Below are 24556 nucleotides of genomic sequence, written 5' to 3' on the forward strand. Positions count from 1 at the left end.
ACCCTTCCGCGCGTTAGGAGCCCCCCGCACACCCCTCACCGAAAGCCCTTTCATGAACCGCCACCTCAGCATTCCCAGCCCCGACCCCGTCTTCGCGCAGTTCACGGTGGGTCCGCTTACCATCCACACCTATGCGCTGTGCATTCTCGCCGGAATCGTCGCAGCCACGTTGATCACCTCCAAACGACTCGCCCAGCGCGGCGCCCGCGGCCCCGTCGTTCTCGACATCATTCTCTGGGCGGTGCCGTTAGGCATCGTCGGCGCTCGGTTCTACCACGTCTTCACCCACACCGGCGACTACTTCTACCCCGGCGCGAACCTGTGGAACGTGTTCGCCATCTGGGACGGCGGGAACGCCCTCTATGGATCCCTCATCGGCGGAGCCGTCGGCGCCTACATCGGGTGCCGGCAAACCAAGATCCGGTTCTGGTCCTTCGCAGACGCGCTGGCACCGGCCCTGCTCGTCGCGCAATCGCTTGGACGGTTCGGCAACTACTTCAACCACGAACTCTTCGGCCTGCCCACCACGTTGCCGTGGGGCCTGCAGATCGAAGCGAGCAATCCCAAATTCCCTGCCGGCCTGCCTGCTGGAACGCTCTTCCACCCGTTGTTCCTCTACGAGATCATCTGGAACCTGATCGGGGTCGGCATGATCCTGGTGTTGGAACGCCGCCTCAACTTGCGATGGGGGCGAGCCTTCGCCGTGTACCTGATCTGGTACGGCCTGGGCCGGAGCTGGCTGGAAGCAATCCGGATCGATCCCACCAGTAACACGTTCCTCGGTATCCCCGCCAACGTGTGGGCCTCCTTCGTCCTGGTCGCGCTCGGGGCGGCGCTGTTCATCGTGCAAACTAAACGTCACCCCGAACCCGAGTACTCGCCGTACCGTGACGGGCACCATCCCGCACCTCTCGACGACCCGAATCCCGCCGTCACCACCGCCCCAGCCGTCGACGATGCTGCAGGAGCCCCCGAAGACGAACCCCGGTCGAACTCGATGCGAAAGCCGTCCGATGTCTAGGCCCCTGGACCACATCGACGTCAGACCACCCGGTGCGAGCAGAATCACCGAACCGGCGCTCGGGTTCACCGGATGGATGCGCTGGATGTGGCGACAGCTGACCAGCATGCGCGTCGCCCTGTTCCTGCTGCTGCTGCTCGCTCTTGCCGCCGTCCCCGGATCCCTGGTCCCGCAACGCAGCTCCGACCCCAACGGTGTCGTTCAATACTTCAAAGACAACCCGGGCCTCGCCCCAGTGCTGGACAAACTCCAAGCCTTCGATGCCTACACCTCGTTCTGGTTCTCCAGCATCTATCTGCTGCTGTTCATCTCCCTGATCGGCTGTGTCGTGCCGCGCACTGTCCACCACTTGCGCTCCCTGCGCGCGACACCACCAAAAACGCCCGCCCGACTATCACGGATGAGCGGCTACACCTCCATCGAGTTGTCAGCTGGTCGGGGAGCCGCCTCGGCGGCAACGGCCGCCACGGCAATCAGCACGGCGGCAACAATTCTCCGCAAACGCGGCTACCGGATTGCCGCCTTCCCCGGCACGCAGGCCGCTGGTCGGCGGGAGCTGTCGGTCAGCGCCGAACGGGGCTATCTGCGCGAAGCGGGCAACCTGACCTTCCACATCGCCTTGGTAGGGATCCTGATCACGGTGGGAATCGGCGGCGGGTTCGGGTTCGACGGCAACCGGGTGGTTGTCGAGGGGCAAAGCATGATCAACACCCTCGCCGCCTACGACTCGTTCAACCCCGGCCGCTTCTTCAGCCCCACAGAGCTGGCACCCTATTCGCTCACCCTGAACAACCTCGCGGTCACCTACGAAACCCAGAACAAGCGGGCACGCGGACTCCCGACCGACTACACCGCGACCGTCACCGCCCAAACCCAAGGCTCGCCAGACAAGACGAGCCGGACAATCAAAGTCAACGAACCCCTGTCGATCGGCGGCACCGACGTCTATCTGCTGGGAAATGGGTATGCCCCCCGGATCACGGTCCGCGACCCGCAAGGCCGCGCCGTGTTCAGCGACGACATCCCCTTCCTCCCACAAGACGCGAACCTCACCTCCCTCGGCGTCGTGAAAGTCCCCGACGGACTTGCCAAACAAGTCGGTTTGATCGGGTTCTTCTACCCCACGAAGTCCACCGCAAGCACCGGCGCGTTCTATTCCGCGTACCCCGACCTCACCAACCCCGTTCTGACGTTGAACGCCTACTCCGGCGACCTCGGCATCAACACCGGGGCACCTAAGTCCGTGTACGCACTTGACACCACGAAGCTCACCCAACTCACCGGCGGCACGACCGGGGTCCGGTCAATTGAGCTCAAACTCGGTCAGACGCAGCAACTTCCCGACGGTCTCGGCTCGATCACGCTGGAGCGCGTGTCCCGGTTCGCGTCCTTTGAAATCCATCACGACCCGGCCCAGGGGTGGGTGCTGTTCTTCGCCATCGCCGCGCTCGGCGGCCTTCTCACCTCCCTGTTCGTGCCACGCCGACGCCTGTGGGTGAAAGCGATTGTCGACGAAGCCAAACCCGTCCGCATCGAGTACGCCGGACTCGCTCGAGGCGACGACCCTCAACTACAGGACGCGGTGGCCGACTTGGCGTCTGCCCACCAAGCAGCCCTGCGTAGCACAAGTGCAGCCGATCAGGACTCACAACGAAACACCGACCTGAAGGGAACACCGTGACCGACTCTTTGTCACAGATCTCCGTCATCTTGCTTATCTGCTCGATGGTCCTCTACGCGGCAGCGTTCATTGCTTTCGCGCTGGACCTCGCCCGGCGCAGCGCTCACGCGACCGCCGCCGTCCCTAGCGCCGTCGCTCGGCGCGCGCAAGAAGCGGCGGCCAGCAACACGCCCGGTCCGGCACGAACGACAACCCTCATCCGCGGATCCGTGGACCGGGCCGACTCCTCGAGGTTGGGGTCGGCGAGCTTACGCACCGGCTACTCACTCACCGTCCTCGCCTTCATCGTCCAACTCGGCGCCGACATTTTCCGCGGCATCGCCGCCGGACGTGTGCCGTGGGCAAATATGTATGAATTCTCGATGACCGGCACCCTGCTCATCGTCGGCGTCTTCCTCGTCATCACGCTCAGGTACGACCTAAGATTCCTCGGCTCCTTCGTCACCGGGCTTGTGCTGATCCTCCTGGGGATCTCTAGCATGCGCTACTACGTCGAGGTCGCACCGTTACCGCCTGCGTTGCAGTCATACTGGCTCGTCATTCACGTGATGGTCGCGATCATCGCTACCGGCTTCTTCGCGATCGGCTTCGCGCTTTCCGCCGTACAACTCCTGCAGACACGCAGAGAGACTCAGATCGCCGACGGCCGACCAGCCCCGCTTCGGTTTCTGGCAACCCTTCCCAGCTCCGGCACCCTGGAGAACCTGGCGTACCGGATCAACATCGTCGGTTTCATCCTCTGGACCTTCACGCTGATGGCCGGTGCGATCTGGGCAGAAAAGGCCTGGGGGCGCTACTGGGGGTGGGACACCAAGGAAGTGTGGACCTTCATCATCTGGGTCCTTTACGCCGGCTACATCCACGCTCGCGCCACCCGCGGCTGGCGCGGATCCCGCTCGGCCTGGCTGGCGATTATCGGCTTCTCCGCGGTCATGTTCAACTTCGGCATCGTCAATGTCTTCTTCAAAGGCCTGCACTCCTACAGCGGCCTCTGAAACCAACCACCCCCATCAACCACAAACAGCAGCAGGAAGGCAACCATGGCTCGCAAGAACGCAGAATCTCCTCGGCGACGTTCCACTCACGAGGAAGCCAAACCAACCCCGGAGCAATTGCGTGCCCGCTACCTACGCAAACGCCGGTTCCTGCGCGTCGGCCAACTGATCATGCTGATCGGATTCCTGGTTGGCCTGCAACATTGGCTCGCCCATCTCGGCGTCTTTGGCGCACAGCCCCCCGGCTGGGTCGACCTTGCCGCCGGATACCCGATGGCCGCAGCCCTCATTCTCGCCGGTGCCATCACTGCTGGCCAGAAATGATCAGACTCCTCCCGCACCCCAATTGGCGCCGATCGGCGGTGACCTAGTGGGCGCACAATTCGCCTCCATCATCGCCAACGGCGGACTGCTACTGGCCATCCCGATCGCGATCTTCGCCGGGCTGGTTTCGTTCGCCTCCCCATGCGTGCTCCCGTTGGTGCCCGGGTATCTGGCCTATGTCGGAGGAGTCACCGGGTCCACGGGGCGCGTCAGCCGACGTCGAACCGCCACCGGAGTCGCGCTTTTCGTCCTCGGCTTTGCCATCGTGTTCATCGCCTACGGTGCCCTGTTCGGCGCCTTCGGGTCCTGGCTGGTGCGCTGGCAAGACCTCATCACCCGTCTGCTCGGCCTTCTAGTGATCGTGATGGGCCTGGCCTTTATCGGCACCTTCTCGTTCTTCCAACGCACCCTGAAATTGCCCATCCGTCCCTCGACCGGCATCATCGGCGCACCCCTGCTCGGAATCGTCTTCGGGCTCGGCTGGACACCCTGCATGGGACCCACCCTTGCCGCCGTCCTCTCGCTCAGCCTGTCCAGTCAATCCGCCGCGCGCGGCGCCATCCTGACCGGCTTCTACTCAATCGGCCTCGGCATTCCCTTTGTCCTCCTCGCCCTCGGAATCGGTTGGGCGACCGGCGCCATCAGCTTCCTCCGTCGACACATCCGAGCCATCAACATCGCCGGCGGCACCGTCCTGATCGTGATCGGCGTCCTCATGGTCACCGGAGTCTGGACCGCGTGGATCTACAGCCTCCAAGCCCTCATCGGCGGGGTCACACTCCCGATTTGACCAACCCGCCCGACAAACGCCCCGAAGGAGTTCCTATGAACAGACAACACAACATCGGCGAAAGCGCAGAACACAACGACGCCCGACTTCACCTTGTCTACACGGGTGTGTGGTCGATGGCGAAGGTGTCCCTCCTAGTCGGCCTGATCATGGCCGCAGTCACCATACTGGCCAGCGCCCTCCTCTGGACGATCCTTAATCAAATCGGCGCGTTCCAACAGATCGATTCCCTCCTCTCCGGCCCGGCGGGTGAAACCACGGCATCCTCCGCCTCAAGCGTTGCCAAAGTAATCAACCTCGGAACCGTGCTCGTCGGATCGGTCGCGGTAGGACTCGTCGGTGCGCTCGCCACCATGGTGGGCGGGATGCTTATCGCACTGCTTTACAACCTCAGTTCCAAAGCCACCGGCGGACTCTTCATCGGATTCAGACAAGACTGACGCCCCAGCGGCGCCGCTACACAGCTCGGCAGGAAGGAGAAAAGTGCCAGACAATCAGAATGAGCGGCCCTGGTGGGAAACCCGAGCTGCGCCTGAACCCGTGCTCCCGGCGAAGGCCCGTAAACATCGCCTCCTTATCCTCGGTGCCGTAGTCCTTGTCGCCGTTGGCGCGCTCGCCCTCTTCCTCTCTATGTTTTCAATGAGAATGTGACGAGACAGTGCGCTTCCACGGACACCGCAGAACGACGATATGTCGTGTCGATGGTCAGGTGCCATCACGGGCCAACTCGACCCCGTGGTGGTGGTGTGGTGATTGAGCTGGCAGCAAATCAACCATTTTTCCGGGCAGGGCCCCTCAGAGGACCGTCATCGCGCCGCCCGGGGGCAATATTCATGGTGTCGACAGCAAACCGCGCCGACGGGGCAGGGATCTCCCGGTCGTTCGAGACCACTCCAACGCGCCACGATGAATCTACGCTCCGTTCACCCGCAGGCAGTATCGGCGGGGCGTCGCAAACTCCTGCGAATGAGAAGATCGCGCGTCGAACCCTCCTCGAATTCGCTGACGGCGTGTTGCGGGGGAGGGAGAAGCGGTCACAGGTTAGCGTCGGGAAGCCAACGACCCATCTCTTTCCGAAGGCTACGGCTTCGCACATACGATTCGGACCCTGAATGCTACGACGTCACGCCTCAACTCCCCCGCGCGGCATGGGCTCGTGGAGACTTTGGGCTGGCCTGATGATCGCAGTCCTCATCACCGCCTCGGGCGGCATCACCGCCCCCAAAGCGATGGCCGATACTTATCCATCGTGGGGTGACGTTCAAGCCGCACGTTCAAACGAGGCAGCAAAACAGCGCCAAGTCAATGCGATCACCGCGCTGATTTCGAATCTCAAGACGCAAGTCAAAGCGGCCGAGGACGCCGCCGTTGCCCGCGAAAAAGAAAACGAAGCAGCCCAGCTCGCACTCACAGCGGGCCAAAACAAAGCGGATACGCTCACAGCCGCAGCCGCCCAGCTGAAGATCAAGTCCGAAACCTCCCACCAGCAGGCGGCGACAGTCATGGCGAAGCTCGCCCGCACAGGCGGTCCCAATCTCACCGGCACGCTACTGATCAGCAAGTCCTCAGACCGAGCGGGCCTGCTCTATCGCCTGAGTAGTCTGGGCAAGCTGACATCGACCATCAACCGGCTGTACTCGCAGGCAGCGCAGGACAGCAACAACGCAAAGGCCGCCAGCGATCAGGCCGTTGCCGCGAAGGACGCTCTCGCCACACTTGCCGCTACCGCGAAGACCGCGTTGACCAAAGCGGTCCAGGCACAGAAGGACATGATTGCGTCGCTTGCTGCACAAACCGCCCACGAGAACGAGCTGCAGGCCCAACTTGCGTCGCTGACCAGCGCCACCGCTACGACGGAACAGCAGTATCAGGCCGGCGTTGCGGCACGAGCGGCAGCCGAAGCGGCCGCCGCGGCCGCCGCTCGCGCTGCCGGATCCAGCGCCCCGGTGTCCTCCGACGCCCGCGCCCTCGCCCAAGAGCTCATGGGGTACGTCGCGGCTGGCCAACTTTCCGGCTCTTCCCCCGACCACATCATGGAGATCCGATGGATCGCGGAGGGCCGCTCGGTCCCGAACTGCGGGATCGACACCCAAGTCCTGCAGGTCATCGTGATCGCCTTGCACACCTTCGCAAGCGTCGGCGTCAGCGACATCAACCGGCGCTGTACCGGCCAGATCGAAGGTGCTGGGATTTACTCGCAGCACTATGCCGGAGGTGGTGGCCACGCGGTGGACTTCTATAGCCTCGGCGGCAGCCAGGCGACCGGCGCAGACGGCAACTCCCTGGCGTTGATCCGCATACTCGACCCGAGGATGCCGTACGGTTCGGGCCTTGGCCAAAACAACTGTCGAGCGAAGGCGGGAAACGAACCCGCCCTGCGCAACTTTCAAGACTTCTACGACACCTGCAACCATCTTCACATCAACGACCCAATGTAACCAGCCCTCTCGCCGCACCGTAGACGAAGCCGGGCAGAGCACCAGCAGTGCCGCAGAGACCGGGTCTGAAGTACGGAGCTGAGAATGCCCCGCACCGGTTTCCCTGCGATACCACTGGTGGGTATTCTTGAGGAGATGGACAGGGACAGCGCACGGCCCCCGACCCGAGCGGCGACGATCGCCGGTCGGGTACTGATGGTGCTCGCACTCATCTCGGGAATCGCTGCCATGCACACGGGAATCGACATGCCCATGACGGCCACATCCCCCGAGGACTCCGCCCATAGCGACCTAACGACCATGGCCTCTTCTCTGGTTGGGCCCACCACCCAACATCCCTCGGTCGCGGCGGACGTGGCACGCACCTCCACGCCCCCGCTAGTCGCACCGATGAGCCACGACACCATGCACGCCTGCCTGTTCTTGCTCGGCGCCGCCCTGCTTTTCCTGCTCGCTTCCCCGTTGGGGAACAAACTTTCCTTCGGCGCGCCTCGATTGATCGCGCAATGGCGACAAGAGATCGCGGTGCGTGCCCGCGATCGCACTCTGGTTCTCCAGGTTTTGCGGATTTAAAGGCTCCCGGGGAGAGCTCTGCTTCTCCCATCGGATACAACCTCGAAATCCCAAACCAATCCTTTGGAGTACTGATGAAAATCGCACCTCGTCTCGCCCTTGCCGGCGTGGTCTTGGCCGCTGGTGGCCTCCTCACAGCCTGCACCGGTTCCGGCATGGGAGACATGTCCGGCATGTCCGGTATGTCCTCGACACCCGCCGCGGCGCACAACGCGCAAGACGTCACATTCGCGCAGATGATGATCGTGCACCACCAAGGCGCCATCGAAATGGCCGACCTCGCCCCATCCCGTGCCGCCTCAACACAGGTCAAGGACCTGGCCGAGAAAATCAAAGCCGCCCAGCAGCCCGAGATCGAACAGATGAAGTCCTGGCTGAAGTCGTGGGGTGAACCGGTCACTATGCCCGGAATGAGCTCGAGCTCGCCGACCCCCGACGACATGTCCGGAATGGACATGTCCACGCCGATGCCTACCGATTCCTCCAGCATGGGTTCGATGCCTGGGATGACCGCGCAGAACATGGACAGCCTGAAGGCCGCAACCGGGACTGCGTTCGACAAGCAATTCCTCACCCTAATGATCCAGCACCACGAAGGTGCGATCACCATGGCCAAGCAGGAACAGTCGGGTGGCAAGGACGGTGCCGCCATGAAGCTCGCCGACAACATCGTCAACTCCCAAACTGCGGAGATCGCCGATATGAAAGCCATGCTGACGACCCTCGGCTAGCGTGCGCGGGACGCGATCCTTGACTCGCGCCTGCATTGACCCCGGTGGGGTGGGACCCGCATTCCCCCTGCGCCACCTCACCGGGCCCCTCTCCTTTTGCTCTGCTCTGCCCCATGAGGTCTGCCATGCCGCTTTCTGCTCAACACCCACGCCCATTCACCCGACGCACCTTTCTCAGCGCGAGCATCGGTGCCGCCACCCTGGCCGCGCTTGCTGCGTGCACCCCGGCAACACCCGCTCTGATATCCCCGACGTCCGCAGCCATTGCAGCGGCGGAGAAGGCGCGCCAGCGCACCGGGCGGGTCACTGCCGTGGCATTGGACGCCCAACCATCCCAACTCGATCTTGCGGGTCGGATCGCTGACACGTGGACGTTCGGGTCAACACCGGCTCCCGTCATCCGCGCTCGTGCCGGTGACACTATCCAGGCGAACGTCTCGAACCGGTTACCTGCGTCCACCTCGGTGCATTGGCATGGCGTTGCTCTGCGCAACGACATGGACGGTGTGCCTCCGCTGACCCAGAACCCGATCGCTGCCGGAGACGCCTTCCGCTATAGCTTTACTGCCGAGCACCCGGGAACCTACTGGTTCCACCCGCACGTCGGCGTGCAAATCGACCGGGGCCTCTATGGAGCGCTGATCATCGACGATCCGCGAGAACCCCTGAGCTACGACCAAGAATGGATCGTCATCCTCGACGACTGGCTCGATGGAGTAACCAGCACACCCGACCAAGTCTTGAACGATCTCTCCAAAGGGATGGGGGCAATGGGGATGAACGGAATGCTCATGAGGATGGGAAACATGCTGATGGGCACCAACTCGGCATTGCTCGGTGGCGACACCGGCGACGTCTACTACCCGCTCTATCTGATCAATGGCCGGCCCGCTGCTGACCCGGAAACCTTCACAAGCAAACCCGGATCGAAAATTCGGATCCGGTTCATCAACGCTGGCGCCGATACTGCATTCCGGGTCGCTATCAGCGGCCACACCCTGACAATCACCCACACCGACGGGTACCCCGTCCGGCATCGCGAGGTCGACAGTGTCCTAATCGGGATGGGGGAGCGCTACGACGTCATCGTCACCGCCGGCGACGGAGTCTTCCCACTCGTTGCATCCGCCGAGGGCAAGGACGCCGCCGCATACGCCATCCTCCGCACCGGCACTGGGGCCGCGCCAGCGCCCCTGAAGACGCTGCCCGAGCTGAACTCGCCGCGGGTGGGGGTGGCCGAAGATCTGATCGCGGACGACGCGGTGCAGCTGAGGCCACGCGCCGTCGACCGCACGGTGCAAATGAAGCTGTCCGGCAGCATGAACTCGTACAAGTGGGCAATCAACGGCCGACAGTTCAATCCGGACCGGCCCTTGCAAGATGCCCTCGCGGTTCACCAGGGGGAGCGGGTGCAACTGGAATTTGTCAACGACACCACCATGTGGCATCCGATGCACCTGCACGGGCACACGTATCAACACCCCGGCCGCGGTCCCCGCAAAGACACCTCGATCGTACTTCCGGGCAAGACTCTTCGTGTCGACTTCGACGCCGATAACCCCGGCCTCTGGCTAAGCCACTGCCACAACATCTACCACGGCGAGTCCGGCATGATGGCCGTGCTCGCCTACCAGAAATAGCAGCCGCGTCGACTGTCCGCGCGAACAGCTTGGCACCTTCGTGGTGCATGCCCACTTTGGCGGGAATACGGGCCGGGGGTATCATGTTGTTGAGGGAGGGATACCCCTTGCCCGTATTGCTGGAGGAATGACAATGTCGACTACTGAGTATGAAGTCACCGGGATGACCTGCGGTCACTGTGAGATGTCGGTCCGCGAAGAAGTGGAACAGATCGCAGGTATCGAAAACATCGACGTGTCCGCAACAACCGGCAAGCTGGTTCTGACCAGCGCGACCGACCTTGATGACGCGCAAGTCTTCGCCGCGGTCAAGGAGGCGGGCTACTCAGCCGTTCGTGTCTGAGCTGAGCTCACCCATCAAACAGGGTGGAGTGGGGCTGGATGCCCCTTTGGCGCCGGCCTCACCCTCGTCCGGCTGATGTTCCCGGCAGACGCGGTGGGATGTTCACCCACTCACGCTGAGCAGTCGCCCGTGAGTTACACCGGCCCCTCGCACCGCCAATCCGTTCAACCGCCTGTTGGCGCTGCCCGATCCCGGAGGATCACATGCCCACAAACGAAGCGCTCGTACCACCTCCTGCCGCGAACATCGAACTCGAAATCGGGGGAATGACCTGCGCATCGTGCGCGATGCGCATCGAGAAGAAGCTGAACAAGCTCGACGGGATCAACGCGACGGTGAACTACGCCACCGAGAAGGCGCGGGTGAGCGCCCCGGCCGAATTCGATCCGCAGACGCTGATCGCCGAGGTGGAGAAGGCAGGATATAGCGCCACGCTTCCGGTCGTGGCTCCGCAAAGCGCAGCGCCCGAGGACGCCCCCGACGCGGAGCACATTGCGCTGCGACAGCGACTGGTCGGGAGCATCGCACTTTCTGTTCCGGTGATCGCGCTGGCAATGGTCCCAGCGTTCCAGTTCACCTATTGGCAATGGTTGTCACTGACGCTCGCCGCCCCGGTGATCGTGTGGGCCGGTTGGCCGTTCCACAAGGCCGCGTTCATCAACCTCCGGCATGGAGCAGCGACGATGGACACCCTTGTCTCCGTCGGCACGTCCGCTGCCCTGCTCTGGTCTCTATATGCCTTGTTCTTCGGCGCGGCCGGAATGCCAGGGATGACCCACGGTTTTGAATTTTCGGTCGCCCCCAACAGCGGCGCCGGCAACATCTACCTCGAGGTCGCTGCCGGAGTGACGATGTTCGTCCTAGCCGGCCGATACTTCGAGAAACGTTCGAAGCGCCAGGCTGGTGCAGCATTGCGCGCCCTTCTGGCGCTCGGCGCCAAGGACGTGGCCGTGCTCCGTAACGGCATCGAGACGCGCATCCCCACCGATCAGCTCGCCGTCGCGGACGAGTTCGTGGTGCGCCCAGGGGAGAAGATCGCCACCGACGGTGTCGTCGTGGACGGCACGAGCGCGGTCGACGCGTCCATGCTGACCGGCGAATCCGTCCCAGTCGAGGTTGGTGTGGGCGACAGCGTGGTGGGAGCAACCGTGAACGCCGGCGGACGGCTGGTCGTCCGCGCGACGAGAGTCGGAACAGATACCCAGTTGGCACAGATGGCGAAGCTCGTCGAGGATGCACAATCGGGCAAGGCCGAAGTGCAGCGCCTGGCGGACAAAATCTCCGGCGTGTTCGTCCCCATCGTGATCGCAATCGCCGTCACCACACTCGTCGTCTGGCTGGCAAGCGGATTCCCGGTCGAAGCCGCCTTCACCGCCGCTGTCGCTGTCTTGATCATCGCCTGCCCGTGCGCGCTCGGGCTGGCCACACCGACCGCGCTGCTGGTCGGAACCGGCCGTGGCGCCCAGCTCGGCATCCTCATCAAGGGACCGGAAGTACTCGAATCCACCCGCAAGGTGGACACGATCGTGCTCGACAAGACGGGCACGGTCACCACCGGCAAGATGACCCTCCTGGCCATTCACACGGCCGAAGGGGTCGAGGAGGCCGAACTACTGAGACTGGCAGGCGCCGTCGAAGACGCCTCTGAGCACACCATCGCGCAAGCCGTCGCCAAGGGAGCCACGCAACGCGTCGGATCCCTTCCCACGGTCGAATCGTTCGCCAACATTGAAGGAATGGGCGTGCAGGGCGTCGTCAACGGTCACCTCGTATTGGTCGGGCGTGATTCGCTGCTGACAGAATGGTCGGTTCCGGCCGATTCGACGCTTGTCACTGCCAAGGAAGCTGCCGAAGAGGCAGGGCAAACCGCGATCGTCGTCGCCTGGGACGGAACCGCGCGTGGCGTTCTCGTCGTAGCGGATGCGATCAAAAACACCAGCGCCGAGGCAATCACACAATTCAAACGACTGGGCCTAACGCCCGTACTCCTCACCGGCGACAACGAGACTGCCGCCAACCAGGTTGCCGCACAGGTGGGGATCGAGCAGGTCATCGCCGAGGTACTGCCCAGGGAGAAAGTCGCTGTCGTGACCCGGCTGCAGGCCGAAGGGAAAGTCGTTGCGATGGTCGGTGACGGCGTCAACGACGCCGCCGCCCTGGCCCAGGCCGATCTCGGCTTGGCGATGGGTACCGGCACGGACGTCGCCATCGAAGCCGCGGACCTCACCCTGGTGCGCGGCGACCTCCGCTCCGCCGCAGACGCAATCCGTCTCTCCCGGCGCACCCTCGGCACAATCAAAGTCAACCTCTTCTGGGCGTTCGCCTACAACGTGGCAGCCATCCCGTTGGCCGCTCTGGGCCTGCTGAATCCCATGCTCGCGGGCGCCGCGATGGCGTTCTCCAGCGTCTTCGTCGTAAGCAACAGCCTCCGCCTCCGCTCGTTCAAGTCGAACGCACGCAACACAGAACGGCTCGTACAGCGCGCGACCGCCAAGCAGGCCCTTCAAAAAGCCTGAACCCACCCACCAACCCAACCGTCGAAGGAAGAAACCGCCATGACCGACAACCACCACCACACCCCCAGCGCACCCGATCACCACCACGGGGCGCCAACCGGGACCCGGAACCTCCTCGGACCGGCCGCCACCGACCTGGCAGAATGCCCGGTCATGAAGGGCAGCCTGGTCGTCAAGGCAGACGCAGAAGCGGCTGGCCTTTACCGCGACTACGAGGGCACCCGCTACTACCTCTGCTGCGCCGGATGCGGACCCAAGTTCGACGCCGACCCCGCCCGCTACGCCACCGCCTGACGCAACCGCGACTGGCATTAGCCGTCGTCTCGACGCCAGAGCTGATCTCGACAGAAACCTGCAACCGTTACAGGGTAGGAACCATGACCAATCACGCCGGGCGGGACAACCACTCCGTCCCCACCCAGACCGTGCAGACCGGTCCGGATGCGCACGCCCACCACGACACGGCCCGACCGGAAGAACCGAAGACGTCCACCCACGCCGGCCACGACGTGGCGGGCCACGACGGTCACGATATGGATGGGCATAGTGGGCACGACATGACTGGGCACGCCGGTCACGGCGACCACGTCGGGCAATTCCGTCGCCTATTCTGGATCATGCTGGTCGTGGCCGTGCCCGTCGTCGTCTTCTCGCAAATGTTCGCGATGATCCTCGGCTACCACCTCCCCGACGCTGCATGGATCGGCTGGATCTCGCCGGTCCTGGGCACGGTCATGTACGTGTGGGGTGGGAGGCCATTCCTCACCGGTGCCGTCGCTGAACTTCGTTCCCGGAAACCCGGGATGATGCTGCTGATCGCTTTGGCCATCACGGTCGCGTTCTTCGCATCGTGGGGCGCGAGCCTCGGGATCCTCGACCACCAGCTCGACTTTTGGTGGGAACTCGCCCTGCTGATCGTGATCATGCTTCTCGGGCACTGGATCGAAATGCGATCTCTCGCCCAAACAACCTCCGCGCTCGACTCCCTGGCCGCGCTCCTACCGGACGAGGCCGAACGGGTCGACGGTGACCAGACCATACCGGTACCACCGTCCGAGTTGCAGGTCGGGGACGTTGTCGTGGTTCGACCCGGCGGCCGCGTCCCGGCCGACGGAAAAATCGTGGACGGTTCGGCGAGCATGGACGAGTCCATGATCACCGGTGAATCGCGCACCGTCCGACGCGGTACAGGTGACACCGTCATCGCCGGGACGGTCGCCACCGACTCCGGCCTGCGGGTAGAGATCACCGCCGTCGGCGATGACACCGCCCTGGCCGGCATTCAACGCCTGGTCACTGAAGCGCAAAACTCATCCTCCCGCGCCCAACGGATTGCCGACACCGCTGCTGGATGGCTCTTCTGGTTCGCTCTCGGCTCCGGCATCATCACAGCGATCGTCTGGACCCTGATCGGACTCCCAAACGACGCCGTCGTGCGCACCATCACCGTTCTGGTGATCGCCTGCCCGCACGCACTCGGCCTCGCGATCCCGCTCGTCGTGTCGATCGCGACCGAGAGAGCGGCTCGTGGCGGCGTGCTGATCAAGGACCGGCTGGCGCTGGAGAGCATGCGGACGGTGAACACCGTCCTGTTCGACAAGACTGGAACGCTCACCAAGGGCGAACCAACCGTGTCCGCGATCGAAGCGACCGACGATCACGGAGAGGACCGTGTGCTCGCCCTGGCTGCCGCCGCAGAGACCGACTCCGAACATCCACTTGCCCGAGCGATCGTGAACGCGGCAAAGGAGCGGCAGCTCACCGTACCGAGAGCCACCGGATTCGAATCGTCCCCGGCGATCGGTGTAGCTGTAACGGTTGACGGTTCTCGAGTCCAGGTCGGCGGCCCGCGCCTTCTGGCGCAGGAGAACGGCTACGAACTCGATGTCGCCTACGACTGGCGCGAAGAGGGAGCGATCATCCTGCACGTACTGGTCGACGGGCAGGTCGTCGGCGCGCTCAAACTCGCCGACGAAGTGCGCGAAGAGTCCAGGCAAGCCGTCGAAGCGCTTCACGCCCAGAACGTGCACGTCGTCATGATCACCGGCGACGCTGACGCTGTCGCAAAATCCGTTGCCACCGAACTCGGAATCGACCGCTACTTCGCTGGTGTGCGCCCGGAAGACAAATCCGCCAAGGTGAAAGAACTCCAGGCCGAAGGACGCAAGGTGGCGATGGTGGGTGATGGTGTCAACGACGCGCCCGCGCTGGCCCAGGCCGACGTCGGGATCGCGATCGGCGCCGGCACTGATGTCGCGATCGCGTCCGCCGGCGTCATTCTCGCCAGCGACGATCCCCGCTCGGTGCTCTCGGTCATCCAGCTGTCCCGAGCCAGTTACCAGAAGATGAAGCAAAACTTGTGGTGGGCGGCCGGCTACAACTTGATCTCGGTCCCGCTCGCGGCGGGCGTTCTGGCTCCCATAGGATTCGTGTTGCCGATGTCGGTCGGTGCGATCTTGATGTCGCTGTCCACGATCGTCGTCGCACTGAACGCGCAGCTGTTGCGTCGCCTGGACTTGCGACCAGAAGTGAGCACCCGTGCCATGCTCGATCGAACCGATCGAACCGATCAACCTGCTCAGCCAGAGCTGGCGCGTCAGTCGTAAAACGCACCCGAAGAAAGACAGACGATGGACACCGCTACCGAATCAACGCATGGCTACATCACCGACAAGGACAAGTACCTCAACCGTCTGAAGCGGATCGAGGGCCAGACCCGTGGGGTGTATCGGATGGTCGACGAGGAGCAATATTGCATCGACATCCTCACCCAGATTTCCGCGCTCACCTCGGCGCTGCAATCGGTGGCTCTCGGACTCGTCGACGACCACCTCAAACACTGCGTCACAGACGCGGTCAAGCTAGGCGGCGCGGAAGCGGACGCCAAGATCAAAGAAGCATCGGACGCGATAGCGCGGTTAGTCCGGTCGTAAGCACCCGCGAAGGCGGCCTAGACGAGGGCGGCCGGGAGAAGCTTCAATCCTCATCGACCGGGCAATGATGGGGGAGCGCCGCTCGTGTAAGGCCGCTCCGTGGCTCCCGAGGTCGGGACTCGGCGTACGCGGACCATCAACCAGACCACGAGCACCGCTCCGATCGCGACAAGTGACAGGGCAAAGAGGTACTGCGGCGGGGACCATTCACGAGTTTCCGTCGGTTGATATAGCGCCCGAGTTTGGGTGATGGTTCCAGTGAAGTTCTGGGAAATCGGAAGCCACACCTCGAGCGTCCCGACATAGGATGAAACGTCCGCGTAGACGAACCACAGTCCTGGGTGTGGAAGTGAGATTCGACCGGTCGCCCGACCGGACCTGCTCACCGACCCGGCCGCCAGCGGTACCGTAATGGTTTGGCCGGCCCGCCGGGCAACCAGCCAAGCCCGGCCCGGCATTGTCGCCGTGGTGCTGAAGTCGTCCACGGTAACGGTGAGTTCGCCGCTCCCGTCACCCTGAACCGAAAGTGCCGCCGTTCCGAAGGACGGCCCCTGCCCAGGATCATGAGCGCTAGCCGGCACCGGTGTGACCAGTGCAAAACTCAACCCGAGCAGGAGAACGATCGTCGCTGTAACAGCGCGATTCCTGACGCCGACCACAAAGACAGCTACGAGAGCCGCGCCCACCACTGCCATCGTCCACGGCAGAATCGACCCTATCTGCACGTTGCTGAGCCTGATTGCAGAGAGGAGGGATTCAAGGGCGGCCACGATGCTGGCGGCGACCAGCCATCGCAACCGTGGCAGGCTCTGAAGAAGATCAACGGCCGCCAGCCCGAGAAGCGCAAGCGGCAGATCCGGCGCCAACCAGCCCGCCCCGGTGAGCCCGGCGGTCAGCGCCGCGCGCAACAGGATGTACGCGACGATCGCCGTTGTGAGGGCGAATGGGAACCTGGTCGTGCGAATGATCACCCACCCAGCGCTCAGCAACGAGAGCAGGGCAACAGGCAGATAGAGCGTCTCGCTGAACTGGGGGACATCTGTGTCGTACTCCATCACAAGGATCTGAGCTGCAGCCAGCACGACGGCGGATAGCCCGATCTGCAACTGGCGCCACGGTCGATCCGAAACGCTGACCAGCATCGCACCCAAGAGGACCGTCGTTGAAATTACCGACAGCAGGTGCGGAGGCGACCACAAGACTGCGTCGCGACCAAAAGTGCTGTGCCAAAAGGCATCAGCGGGAGCGGCGATTGCTGTGGCAGCAGCGCTTGCCGCGGCGAGGATGAACCCCGGCGCGCGACCAAGGGCACTCAGGGAACGAGTATCGCGAAGTATCCGCATCGCCCAGAGACCCAAAATGACGCCAACCGCGACGATCGATGCGTACAACAGAAGGTGCGGAGGAATCAGGGCACTATCTCGCCCGAGCGTGGAATGCCACGAGTCGTCCCAATACGCCGACGCGAGCCCCAGCCCGCTCGCGCCGACAATAATCCACCCGCTCGGGCGGCTAACACCGGTCGGCAAGGAGGGATCCATAAACCGAATCGTATACCCACCCGGGGTATACGGGAAGGGTACCTGGTGGTATGCACCGCAGACCCTACTCGCGTGGGTGTCTGTTGCTCGGGTCGAAGAGAGCGTGCGACAGGCTTCAGCTAGTGTGCGGTCATTTCTGGTTGGTCAGAATAGTTGGTCGCGGGAGCAAGCCCGAAGAACTCTTCCAATGTCTGCTTTCCGCTGTCGCGGAGCTGGGACGCCAACGCTGTGCCGACCCACCGAAAGTGCCATGGCTCGTACGCGAACCCCGTGACCGCCGATTTGTTGGGCGGGTAGCGAAGGACCCATCCGTATCGGTAGGCGTTGGCAGCAAGCCACACCCCCGTGGGCGACCTTCCGAAACAATCGTCCTCGAGCCCGCAACCGCTTTGTGTGTCGAGAATGTCGACAGCCATCCCAGTCTGATGTTCGCTGTAACCGGGTCGTGCGCTCGTTGTGTCCGCGTTCGCAGCTCCGCCATCGGACTTTGTGTAGGAGGCGTAGACATCGGTCTGGTATTTGAAGGAGCGGTATCCGCTTTGGGCGACGAGAGTCGCTCCGGTTTCAGCTTTCGCGGCTGCGGCGAGCTGGACGAATGCTGCTGCAGCAACTCGGCGGAGAGTTTGACCATTTGGGTTGGGGATATCCGGGGGGAGGGTTGTCAGGTCACTGGGTTGGTAGGTCGCAGCGCCGGGGATGGGGCGGAGCTTGTTGACGAGGAACCAGGGGCTGCTGGGTTCAGTTAGCGGGTACACCCCCAAATGCACCGGCGTGGGCACGATGCTGGGTACCGGTCGCGTCTCTGGGGGAGAGGTAGTGGTCGCAGGTTCGCTGCGGCCGCGGTCGATTGTGCCGGCAGGAGCGATGATGCCGTAGACCGCTCCAAGGCTCACCGTCAATGCTGCCATGAGAATTGCGCCGATAACAATTGACCACGCGAAGGTCAGGCGCTCCTGGTAGGGCCTTCGCGCCAGCGGCCGCAAATGCGTATAGTCAGCCCACATCGAGCGCAGCAGAGCGAACGTTTCGCGACTAGCCCTTCGCGCTTGCGCGATTCGAGTTTCCAATCCTCGGGCATGTCGGGGCGTCACCGACGCCGACTTCCGGAGGCCCGCGCCAGCTGCTCGGCAGCGTGGCTGAGATCGGCCAGCTCGACATGGCCGAAGCGACGTTCGAGCGCGACGCGGATCAGGTGATCGGCGAAGAGAGGATTGCGTGGAAGGAGGGGCCCGTGGAGGTACGTGCCGAAGGTGGCCGACCTGCGCGCGCCTTCTGTGCGGTCTTTGCCGTTGTTCCCTTGGCCGGCCGCAACTGTGCCCAGGGGTTGCGCTTCTGGGCCGAGAGTGGTCGCTCCGGCGTGGTTTTCGTATCCGACGAGCGTTCCAAAATCCGACGTATCGGCGGAGACGTTACCGATGCTGCGTTGGGGTGCCGGCTGGGTCTCCAGGTCTAGGATCCCGATCCCTGCCAGTCGGGTGCCGTCGGTTACTTGCAAGGAATGGCCGAACAACTGGTACAGTCCGCACACCAGCAGCATTGGGGTGCCGTCTTCGGCCATTGCCCGCAAGTCGTGACGGTGTCGAAGAAGGTCCGGTTGGATTGCGACCTGTCCGCGGTCCTGGCCGCCGCCGCCGACGACGAGATCGACGTCTCGGGGGAGCGTTTCGCCGAGATGGAGTTCGTGAACGTTGGCTCGGTAGCCTCGCCACTCCAGGCGACGCCGGAGGACGAGCACATTGCCGCGGTCGCCGTAGACGTTCATCTGCGACGGGTAAAGCGACAGGATTGTGAGCGTGCGCTTCATGCTGCTTCTCCAAGGATTCCGGGACGGAGCACGCGTCTGATCGCGAGCATCGCCGTGTACGTGCAGTAGATGCGCTTGAGAGTCGGCGTTGGCGTCTTGACGAAGAGGTCCAATGCGCGTCGAATATCAGGTTCGCGGATGGCCACCGCTATGTCGTCGTAGTGAAGACGCAGCTCAAGATCGGGCGCGCGTGTTCCGGACACGAGCTGCACTTTGTCGGACTTGAGAGGGGCAAAGTCGACATCCCAAATCCAGGAGACGTCTTTCCCGTCGGCGTCATGATCATTGAGCGCGATCATCGTGTGAGCGCCGTCGCCCGAGTACGATTCCAACGCTGCCCGGAATGCGCCGGGATTCTTAACCAAGACCAGGTGGATTGTCTGTCCTTTGAACGTGATGAGTTCGCCGCGCCCAAACGCGGGCGCCGCGTGGACTAGTGCTTCGGAAGCGCGGTGTAGATCGAAATCGCTACCGAGAACCGCACGACTGATCGACAGGGCGGCGACCGCGTTGAGGGAGTTAAACGACCCTCCGAATGGAAGCGTGAATGGAAGCGAAGCGCCGTCAAATGATGCGACAGGAGTTGGCTCGATCCGCTCAAGCGTTGTCTGGTCGAAGGTTGCGATCTTTGCCCGTTGATCCGTCTCAAGCAGCTCGTCGTCCCCGGGAAATAGGGGTTGAAGCTCGGGGGATGCGCTGAAGGCTGATACGGCAGCGCCGACATCCTGCAGAAAGCGTTCACTGTGTAGCCGGGGATCTAGGTCGTTGACGATGACATTGTGCGTAGTTGCCACAGCGACTTGATGTAGCAGGTTCGTCGTGTGGTCGATCTCGCCATATCGATCCATTTGATCTCGCATCACATTCAATATGAGTGAGTGTCGTGGCGGCACCGCACTCACAAACGCGGCCGCGTGTCCCTCGTCGAGTTCAAGCACGGCAATGTCTGCATCGAGTTGGCCTGAGAACGAGATTTGTCCCAGGAGCGACGAGAGGATGCCGCGGCTGTAATTGCTGCCGCTCGGGTTTGAAAAGACCTTCAGGTTGTGCGCTCGAAGAACTTCAACGATGAGTTTTGTTGTCGTGGTCTTTCCGTTGGTTCCGGCGACCACCACGACGCCGCGGGGTAGGGAGCCAAGCACGTCCGGGAGTAGCGCAACATCGATTCGTTCGACGATCAGGCCGGGGAGCGCAGATCCGCGGCGGGCGAGTCGCAGCAGAGATCGAACAGTCTTTCCTAGACAAATGGGGAGGAAGTGTTTCATGGTTGGGGCTTTCAATGAGTCGGCGAACCGTGGCGCGCAGGGGATGGCGCGAGAACATGCCGCACCTGGCGGCAAGTAGGTACATCGGATCGGGACGCGACGGTCCCGGGAAGATGATTCCTAGGTTCGACTCACTGAAAGTTTGACCACTGCGACAGACCAGTCCGGAGGAGCAACTAGCCATTCATTGGGTGTACGCGTCGGAACGTGCCTGAGCTCGATGGGCGCCGTGGCGGCGCTTCGAGCGGCCAACATGTTGGCTAGGGGGAGAGGTGTGTCGCTGTGGCGAGAACGGAGGTACGAATGGTCCTCTGATTCCGCGGAGGAGCTATTGTCACTGTGGCTTTCGGACATGTCATGCACAGCGTCAACCGGGCTTGGCTGCGCCGCCACTACGGCATCCGCAGGGAAGCCGCCGACGGCATGGCGAGGACTTGAATGGACCCACGCCATGGTCACCAGAACTGCGACAAACAACATGGCCAATGCCATCAGAAACGCGCGCGTGCGAGGATGCCCATTAGCATCGTGTACGCGAATCATGTTCATCCCTTGCTAGCTCGATCAGGATCATTCTCGCAAACGGTCCTGAGCGGTCGCTTCGCCCGCGCTCCGCTGGCGTTGCGGTTGCCGGAGAGGATCTGGAGCGATGCTGAAAAAGAGCGAGCGGGCATTGTGGGAAGAAGTTGAGTGATCCATTTGCCCGGTTTTTCCCAAAGCTCGTGGAACCGTCGCCCGAACTACACCGCTGATCAGGCCGATGCGTTCATCTTGCTGGGCATCGCGGCTTGCAGCTCGGAAAGGGTCCGTCTGTCGGGGATCGGTTGCCGTTAGGGGTACGTGGGTGCAGCCTTGCGTCTGCACCTCATTTCTGATGCCCGCAATGGATCGGAAACCAATCGCGTGGGTGCGGATCGTGCCGTTTGCACTTTCGGCGTACTCTCGCCCGTGCAGGGGGCTGCTGATCGTGAAGGAGAAGCATTATGTCCACCGTTGAACAAATGCTCGACAGCTACCCCGCCGACCTCGGAGACATCGACCGGCAAAAGCTCGTGGCGTGCATCGAAGCGTGCATCGAGTGTGCGCAAACCTGTACCGCTTGCGCGGACGCCTGTCTCAGCGAAGAGATGGTCGCAGACCTGGTCAAGTGCGTGCGCACCGACCTCGACTGCGCCGACAACTGCGCCGCCACCGCCAACGTGCTTTCCCGACACACCGGCTACGACGCAAACGTCACCCGAGCGGCACTCGAATCGTGCCGAGCGGCCTGTGGTGCGTGCGCAGACGAATGTGACAAGCACGCCAGCATGCACGAACACTGCCGCATTTGCGCCGAAGTTTGCCGGCGCTGCGAACGGGCCTGCGCCGACCTCATCGCCAGCCTCTAGCCGGCCTGCGGGTTCGAGCGGTCGCGGCCGTCATGGCCGTGATCGCCTGAGTGGTTGTGCTCGAAGCGGGCCAGAATGTGCTCCCTCGTCAGCGCCGGACCCACGTGGCCGTGCCCGCGGGCATGTTCTCGAGCGTTCTCCACAAAGTCGTCGTCGGTGTCACCCACAATGACCTCGCCACACGCCTTACACGTCAGACTGCGCGCCATAAGTTCTCCTCCATCGACGTCCCGGCCAGGTTCTCACGCGACGCTGTGACCTCGGTCCCGACAACCTATGGAATAATCTGCGTATGGATGCAGATAACGCGATATGTGGGCGCTTGCCCGATAGCCAGTACGTCGAGTTGGCCGTGGAAGTGTTCGGCATGCTCGCCGATGCCACCCGGGTGCGGATCATTCTCGCTCTCCGCGACCAGGAACTCTCGGTCAACCATCTCGCCGACATCCTGGACAAGACACCCGCTTCAGTCTCCCAACACCTGGCCAAACTCCGCCTCGCCCGGATTGTTTCCACCCGGCAGGAAGGCACCCGCGTGTTTTACCAGCTGGCTAACGAGCACGCCCGACAGCTGGTAACGGACGCCATCTTCCAAGCCGAACACGCCCTCGGCGGCAGCCCCCGGCACCACCACAACCAGACCGAATCCGACGAGGCGACAGCGTGACCACTCCGCACCCCCACCACGGCCACGACCATGGAGCCATCGGCGAGCACAGCAACGACGATCGCCACCCCCACGGCGAGCACGAGCATGATCACCCGCACGGCGAGCAGAAGCACGACCACGCGCATGACCATGACCATGACCACGGTCACGACCACGACCACGACCACGACCACGACCACGACCACGACCACGGTCATAGTCACCCGACCGGTTTCAAGGGGTTCCTCTACAACCTGTTCGTACCGCATTCGCACGACGCCGCCGACTCCATCGACGACGCTCTGGAAGCCAGCCGCGAAGGGGTTCGGGCGCTGAAGATCAGCCTGTTCCTGCTGTTGGGAACAACGATCCTGCAGTTCGTCGTCGTGCTTCTCAGTGGTTCGGTGGCTCTGCTGGCGGACACGGTTCATAACTTCTCGGACGCGCTGACCGCGGTGCCGCTGTGGATCGCGTTCATCCTCGGCCGTCGCGTCGCCACCCGCCGCTATACCTACGGGTTCGGTCGGGCTGAAGACCTCGCTGGCCTCTTCATCATCGCGGTCGTCGCTCTCTCGGCGATCGTCGCCGCCTGGCAATCGATCGAACGCTTCATCAACCCACAGCCACTGCACAACCTGTGGTGGGTTGTTGCTGCCGGTTTCATCGGCTTCGCCGGCAACGAGGCCGTCGCCATCTACCGGATCCGAGTCGGGCAGAAGATCGGCTCCGCCGCTCTCGTCGCTGACGGTGTGCACGCCCGGATGGATGGTTTCACCTCGCTCGCAGTGGTGCTCGGTGCCTTCGGGGCGATGCTCGGCTTCCCGATCGCCGACCCGATCGTCGGCCTGCTGATCTCTATCGCGATCGTCATCCTCCTTTGGGGCACCGTGCGCAGCATCGGCCGCCGGCTGATGGACGGCATCGAACCAGAACTCGTCCACAAGGTCGAACACGCCCTCACGGACACCCCCGGTGTGCACGGCGTCAACCAGGTACAGCTGCGGTGGGTCGGTCACCGTTTGCAAGGCGCGGCTGAGATCGAGGTCGAAAATGACACCCTGGCTGCAGCTGACACCATCCGACTGGATGCTCTCGCGCACCTGCGCAGCACCGTCGGGAACGTCGACGACTTCCACGTCCGCCTGGTCCCCGCACGTTCGACCCGATAACCGGACGGACCGCTGATTCGGTTCACGAAACGCCGTGAGGTGCGAGTGCTAGATGAGAAGCTCCCGCCGTGACTGGATCAGTGCAAGTTGTCCAAGGCCGCTTTCGGCTCGCACTGGCTGGAGCTCCGGACTCGGGCATCCGGGGCCCGCGCGGCGGGAATACATTCGGCCGTCCACCATGTTGTGGTCCGGCATGCTCTTCTGCTGCGCTACCTGCAGGCTACGCCAAGCGACTATCTACGGCGACGCTATCTCCGCGGCTCAAGAGAGACTAGCCAAACGTCGGGATTGCATCCGGGCTGGTGCCGAAGGCGTGGCATATCTACCCGGCGGCAGAAAACCTTCAAAAACGTTACCTGATACCGGTCGCTATGACAGTTTGCATGGTGCGGACGAGCAGCATTTGCTGATGCATCCTCCACTGAAGCCAGATCAAGCATTTCCAAACTCATGGAACCTACTTGACGTCGCCCGAGCGGTCACCTCGGGGGCGGATCTCAGCCGGTTCTGCGAGCCCGATTTGCGTGACAACACTTTGACAACATTTGAGGAAAAACCAAGCGCATCGGGTAACGTTCTTGAGCACTCCATGAAGCCGACTTTCCGCAGACTTTCGCAGTGGTGCGGGGGTTAAGCGGGCCGTGGCTAGAGTTCGAATCCCACGCCCTCCGCGGTTGTCTTGAGTCGCGACATAGGTCTCACCTGAGTCGCGTCTTAGGTCTCATTTGAAGAAGCCCTCGGCCATCGGCCGGGGG

22 protein-coding genes are annotated in these 24556 nt (G+C 63.0%); 18 read left to right on the plus strand and 4 right to left on the minus strand.

The window, feature by feature from the left end; translation table 11 throughout:
* The first annotated feature begins 52 nt into the window (after window positions 1-52).
* From lgt to HNO83_RS18055, 15 genes are all read left to right on the plus strand, one after another.
* Window positions 53-1021 (plus strand): prolipoprotein diacylglyceryl transferase, encoded by a 969-nt coding sequence (gene lgt, locus HNO83_RS17985; RefSeq protein WP_175338906.1) that lies wholly within the window; start codon window positions 53-55, stop codon window positions 1019-1021.
* A complete protein-coding gene (gene resB, locus HNO83_RS17990) occupies window positions 1014-2702 on the plus strand; it encodes a cytochrome c biogenesis protein ResB (RefSeq protein ID WP_175338907.1) in 1689 nt (562 codons plus the stop codon). The genes lgt and resB overlap by 8 nt, the downstream gene beginning before the upstream one ends.
* The gene (gene ccsB, locus HNO83_RS17995) at window positions 2699-3697 is read left to right on the plus strand and encodes a c-type cytochrome biogenesis protein CcsB (protein WP_301218894.1); all 999 of its coding nucleotides are present in this window, start codon (window positions 2699-2701) and stop codon (window positions 3695-3697) included. Before resB ends, ccsB begins: the two co-directional genes overlap by 4 nt.
* A 45-nt stretch (window positions 3698-3742) precedes the next feature.
* The gene (locus HNO83_RS18000) at window positions 3743-4021 is read left to right on the plus strand and encodes a hypothetical protein (protein ID WP_249776839.1); all 279 of its coding nucleotides are present in this window, start codon (window positions 3743-3745) and stop codon (window positions 4019-4021) included.
* A gap of 46 nt (window positions 4022-4067) precedes the next feature.
* Complete coding sequence (locus tag HNO83_RS18005; RefSeq protein ID WP_115697598.1) at window positions 4068-4811, plus strand: cytochrome c biogenesis CcdA family protein; 744 nt, start codon at window positions 4068-4070, stop codon at window positions 4809-4811.
* Between the two features lie 35 nt (window positions 4812-4846).
* A complete protein-coding gene (locus HNO83_RS18010; protein ID WP_175338908.1) occupies window positions 4847-5251 on the plus strand; it encodes a DUF3566 domain-containing protein in 405 nt (134 codons plus the stop codon).
* A 738-nt stretch (window positions 5252-5989) separates the two neighbouring features.
* Complete coding sequence (locus HNO83_RS18015) at window positions 5990-7249, plus strand: coiled-coil domain-containing protein (RefSeq protein ID WP_175338909.1); 1260 nt, start codon at window positions 5990-5992, stop codon at window positions 7247-7249.
* Between the two features lie 84 nt (window positions 7250-7333).
* On the plus strand, window positions 7334-7822 hold the full coding sequence (locus HNO83_RS18020; protein WP_175338910.1) for a hypothetical protein: 489 nt from the start codon (window positions 7334-7336) through the stop codon (window positions 7820-7822).
* A 74-nt stretch (window positions 7823-7896) separates the two neighbouring features.
* Window positions 7897-8553 (plus strand): DUF305 domain-containing protein, encoded by a 657-nt coding sequence (locus HNO83_RS18025; RefSeq protein ID WP_175338911.1) that lies wholly within the window; start codon window positions 7897-7899, stop codon window positions 8551-8553.
* Window positions 8554-8678: 125 nt separating this feature from the next.
* Window positions 8679-10193 carry a multicopper oxidase family protein gene (locus HNO83_RS18030; protein ID WP_249776840.1) on the plus strand — a complete coding sequence of 505 codons (1515 nt, stop codon included), beginning with the start codon at window positions 8679-8681 and terminating at the stop codon, window positions 10191-10193.
* A gap of 133 nt (window positions 10194-10326) precedes the next feature.
* Window positions 10327-10536, plus strand: a complete 210-nt coding sequence (locus tag HNO83_RS18035) for a heavy-metal-associated domain-containing protein (RefSeq protein ID WP_175338913.1) — start codon at window positions 10327-10329, stop codon at window positions 10534-10536.
* Window positions 10537-10739: 203 nt separating this feature from the next.
* Entirely contained in the window at window positions 10740-13052 is a 2313-nt protein-coding gene (locus tag HNO83_RS18040; protein WP_175338914.1) for a heavy metal translocating P-type ATPase, read from the plus strand.
* Window positions 13053-13091: 39 nt separating this feature from the next.
* Entirely contained in the window at window positions 13092-13346 is a 255-nt protein-coding gene (locus HNO83_RS18045) for a YHS domain-containing protein (RefSeq protein WP_115697589.1), read from the plus strand.
* Between the two features lie 83 nt (window positions 13347-13429).
* Window positions 13430-15658 (plus strand): heavy metal translocating P-type ATPase, encoded by a 2229-nt coding sequence (locus tag HNO83_RS18050; RefSeq protein ID WP_175338915.1) that lies wholly within the window; start codon window positions 13430-13432, stop codon window positions 15656-15658.
* 24 nt (window positions 15659-15682) lie between these two features.
* Complete coding sequence (locus HNO83_RS18055) at window positions 15683-15985, plus strand: metal-sensitive transcriptional regulator (RefSeq protein ID WP_115697587.1); 303 nt, start codon at window positions 15683-15685, stop codon at window positions 15983-15985.
* A gap of 50 nt (window positions 15986-16035) precedes the next feature.
* On the opposite strand, the gene HNO83_RS18060 is transcribed toward HNO83_RS18055, so the two are convergent.
* The 4 genes from HNO83_RS18060 to HNO83_RS18075 all read right to left on the minus strand — a co-directional run bounded on the left by HNO83_RS18060 (window position 16036) and on the right by HNO83_RS18075 (window position 20595).
* Window positions 16036-17526: a hypothetical protein gene (locus tag HNO83_RS18060; RefSeq protein ID WP_175338916.1), complete on the minus strand. Its 1491-nt coding sequence runs from the start codon at window positions 17524-17526 to the stop codon at window positions 16036-16038.
* Between the two features lie 119 nt (window positions 17527-17645).
* On the minus strand, window positions 17646-18593 hold the full coding sequence (locus HNO83_RS18065) for a M15 family metallopeptidase (RefSeq protein WP_249776841.1): 948 nt from the start codon (window positions 18591-18593) through the stop codon (window positions 17646-17648).
* 20 nt (window positions 18594-18613) lie between these two features.
* Window positions 18614-19330 carry a type 1 glutamine amidotransferase gene (locus HNO83_RS18070; RefSeq protein WP_175338917.1) on the minus strand — a complete coding sequence of 239 codons (717 nt, stop codon included), beginning with the start codon at window positions 19328-19330 and terminating at the stop codon, window positions 18614-18616.
* Window positions 19327-20595, minus strand: a complete 1269-nt coding sequence (locus tag HNO83_RS18075; RefSeq protein WP_175338918.1) for a Mur ligase family protein — start codon at window positions 20593-20595, stop codon at window positions 19327-19329. Before HNO83_RS18075 ends, HNO83_RS18070 begins: the two co-directional genes overlap by 4 nt.
* Window positions 20596-21578: 983 nt before the next feature.
* Between HNO83_RS18075 and HNO83_RS18080 the strand changes: the two genes are divergently transcribed.
* From HNO83_RS18080 to HNO83_RS18090, 3 genes are all read left to right on the plus strand, one after another.
* The gene (locus HNO83_RS18080; RefSeq protein WP_115697582.1) at window positions 21579-21983 is read left to right on the plus strand and encodes a four-helix bundle copper-binding protein; all 405 of its coding nucleotides are present in this window, start codon (window positions 21579-21581) and stop codon (window positions 21981-21983) included.
* Window positions 21984-22275: 292 nt separating this feature from the next.
* On the plus strand, window positions 22276-22650 hold the full coding sequence (locus tag HNO83_RS18085) for an ArsR/SmtB family transcription factor (RefSeq protein WP_175338919.1): 375 nt from the start codon (window positions 22276-22278) through the stop codon (window positions 22648-22650).
* A complete protein-coding gene (locus tag HNO83_RS18090; protein WP_349627288.1) occupies window positions 22647-23801 on the plus strand; it encodes a cation diffusion facilitator family transporter in 1155 nt (384 codons plus the stop codon). The genes HNO83_RS18085 and HNO83_RS18090 overlap by 4 nt, the downstream gene beginning before the upstream one ends.
* The last annotated feature ends 755 nt before the right edge of the window (window positions 23802-24556 follow it).

The organism is Leifsonia sp. C5G2 (assembly GCF_013359685.1).
In the GTDB taxonomy this organism is placed as follows: domain Bacteria; phylum Actinomycetota; class Actinomycetes; order Actinomycetales; family Microbacteriaceae; genus Leifsonia.

Coding starts and splice junctions, on each gene's coding strand:
- lgt (WP_175338906.1), top strand. CDS start 53: ATGAACCGCCACCTCAGCATTCCCAGCCCCGACCCCGTCTTCGCGCAG.
- resB (WP_175338907.1), top strand. CDS start 1,014: ATGTCTAGGCCCCTGGACCACATCGACGTCAGACCACCCGGTGCGAGC.
- HNO83_RS18000 (WP_249776839.1), top strand. CDS start 3,743: ATGGCTCGCAAGAACGCAGAATCTCCTCGGCGACGTTCCACTCACGAG.
- HNO83_RS18010 (WP_175338908.1), top strand. CDS start 4,847: ATGAACAGACAACACAACATCGGCGAAAGCGCAGAACACAACGACGCC.
- HNO83_RS18015 (WP_175338909.1), top strand. CDS start 5,990: ATGATCGCAGTCCTCATCACCGCCTCGGGCGGCATCACCGCCCCCAAA.
- HNO83_RS18020 (WP_175338910.1), top strand. CDS start 7,334: ATGCCCCGCACCGGTTTCCCTGCGATACCACTGGTGGGTATTCTTGAG.
- HNO83_RS18025 (WP_175338911.1), top strand. CDS start 7,897: ATGAAAATCGCACCTCGTCTCGCCCTTGCCGGCGTGGTCTTGGCCGCT.
- HNO83_RS18030 (WP_249776840.1), top strand. CDS start 8,679: ATGCCGCTTTCTGCTCAACACCCACGCCCATTCACCCGACGCACCTTT.
- HNO83_RS18035 (WP_175338913.1), top strand. CDS start 10,327: ATGTCGACTACTGAGTATGAAGTCACCGGGATGACCTGCGGTCACTGT.
- HNO83_RS18040 (WP_175338914.1), top strand. CDS start 10,740: ATGCCCACAAACGAAGCGCTCGTACCACCTCCTGCCGCGAACATCGAA.
- HNO83_RS18045 (WP_115697589.1), top strand. CDS start 13,092: ATGACCGACAACCACCACCACACCCCCAGCGCACCCGATCACCACCAC.
- HNO83_RS18050 (WP_175338915.1), top strand. CDS start 13,430: ATGACCAATCACGCCGGGCGGGACAACCACTCCGTCCCCACCCAGACC.
- HNO83_RS18055 (WP_115697587.1), top strand. CDS start 15,683: ATGGACACCGCTACCGAATCAACGCATGGCTACATCACCGACAAGGAC.
- HNO83_RS18060 (WP_175338916.1), bottom strand. CDS start 17,526: ATGGATCCCTCCTTGCCGACCGGTGTTAGCCGCCCGAGCGGGTGGATT.
- HNO83_RS18070 (WP_175338917.1), bottom strand. CDS start 19,330: ATGAAGCGCACGCTCACAATCCTGTCGCTTTACCCGTCGCAGATGAAC.
- HNO83_RS18075 (WP_175338918.1), bottom strand. CDS start 20,595: ATGAAACACTTCCTCCCCATTTGTCTAGGAAAGACTGTTCGATCTCTG.
- HNO83_RS18080 (WP_115697582.1), top strand. CDS start 21,579: ATGTCCACCGTTGAACAAATGCTCGACAGCTACCCCGCCGACCTCGGA.
- HNO83_RS18085 (WP_175338919.1), top strand. CDS start 22,276: ATGGATGCAGATAACGCGATATGTGGGCGCTTGCCCGATAGCCAGTAC.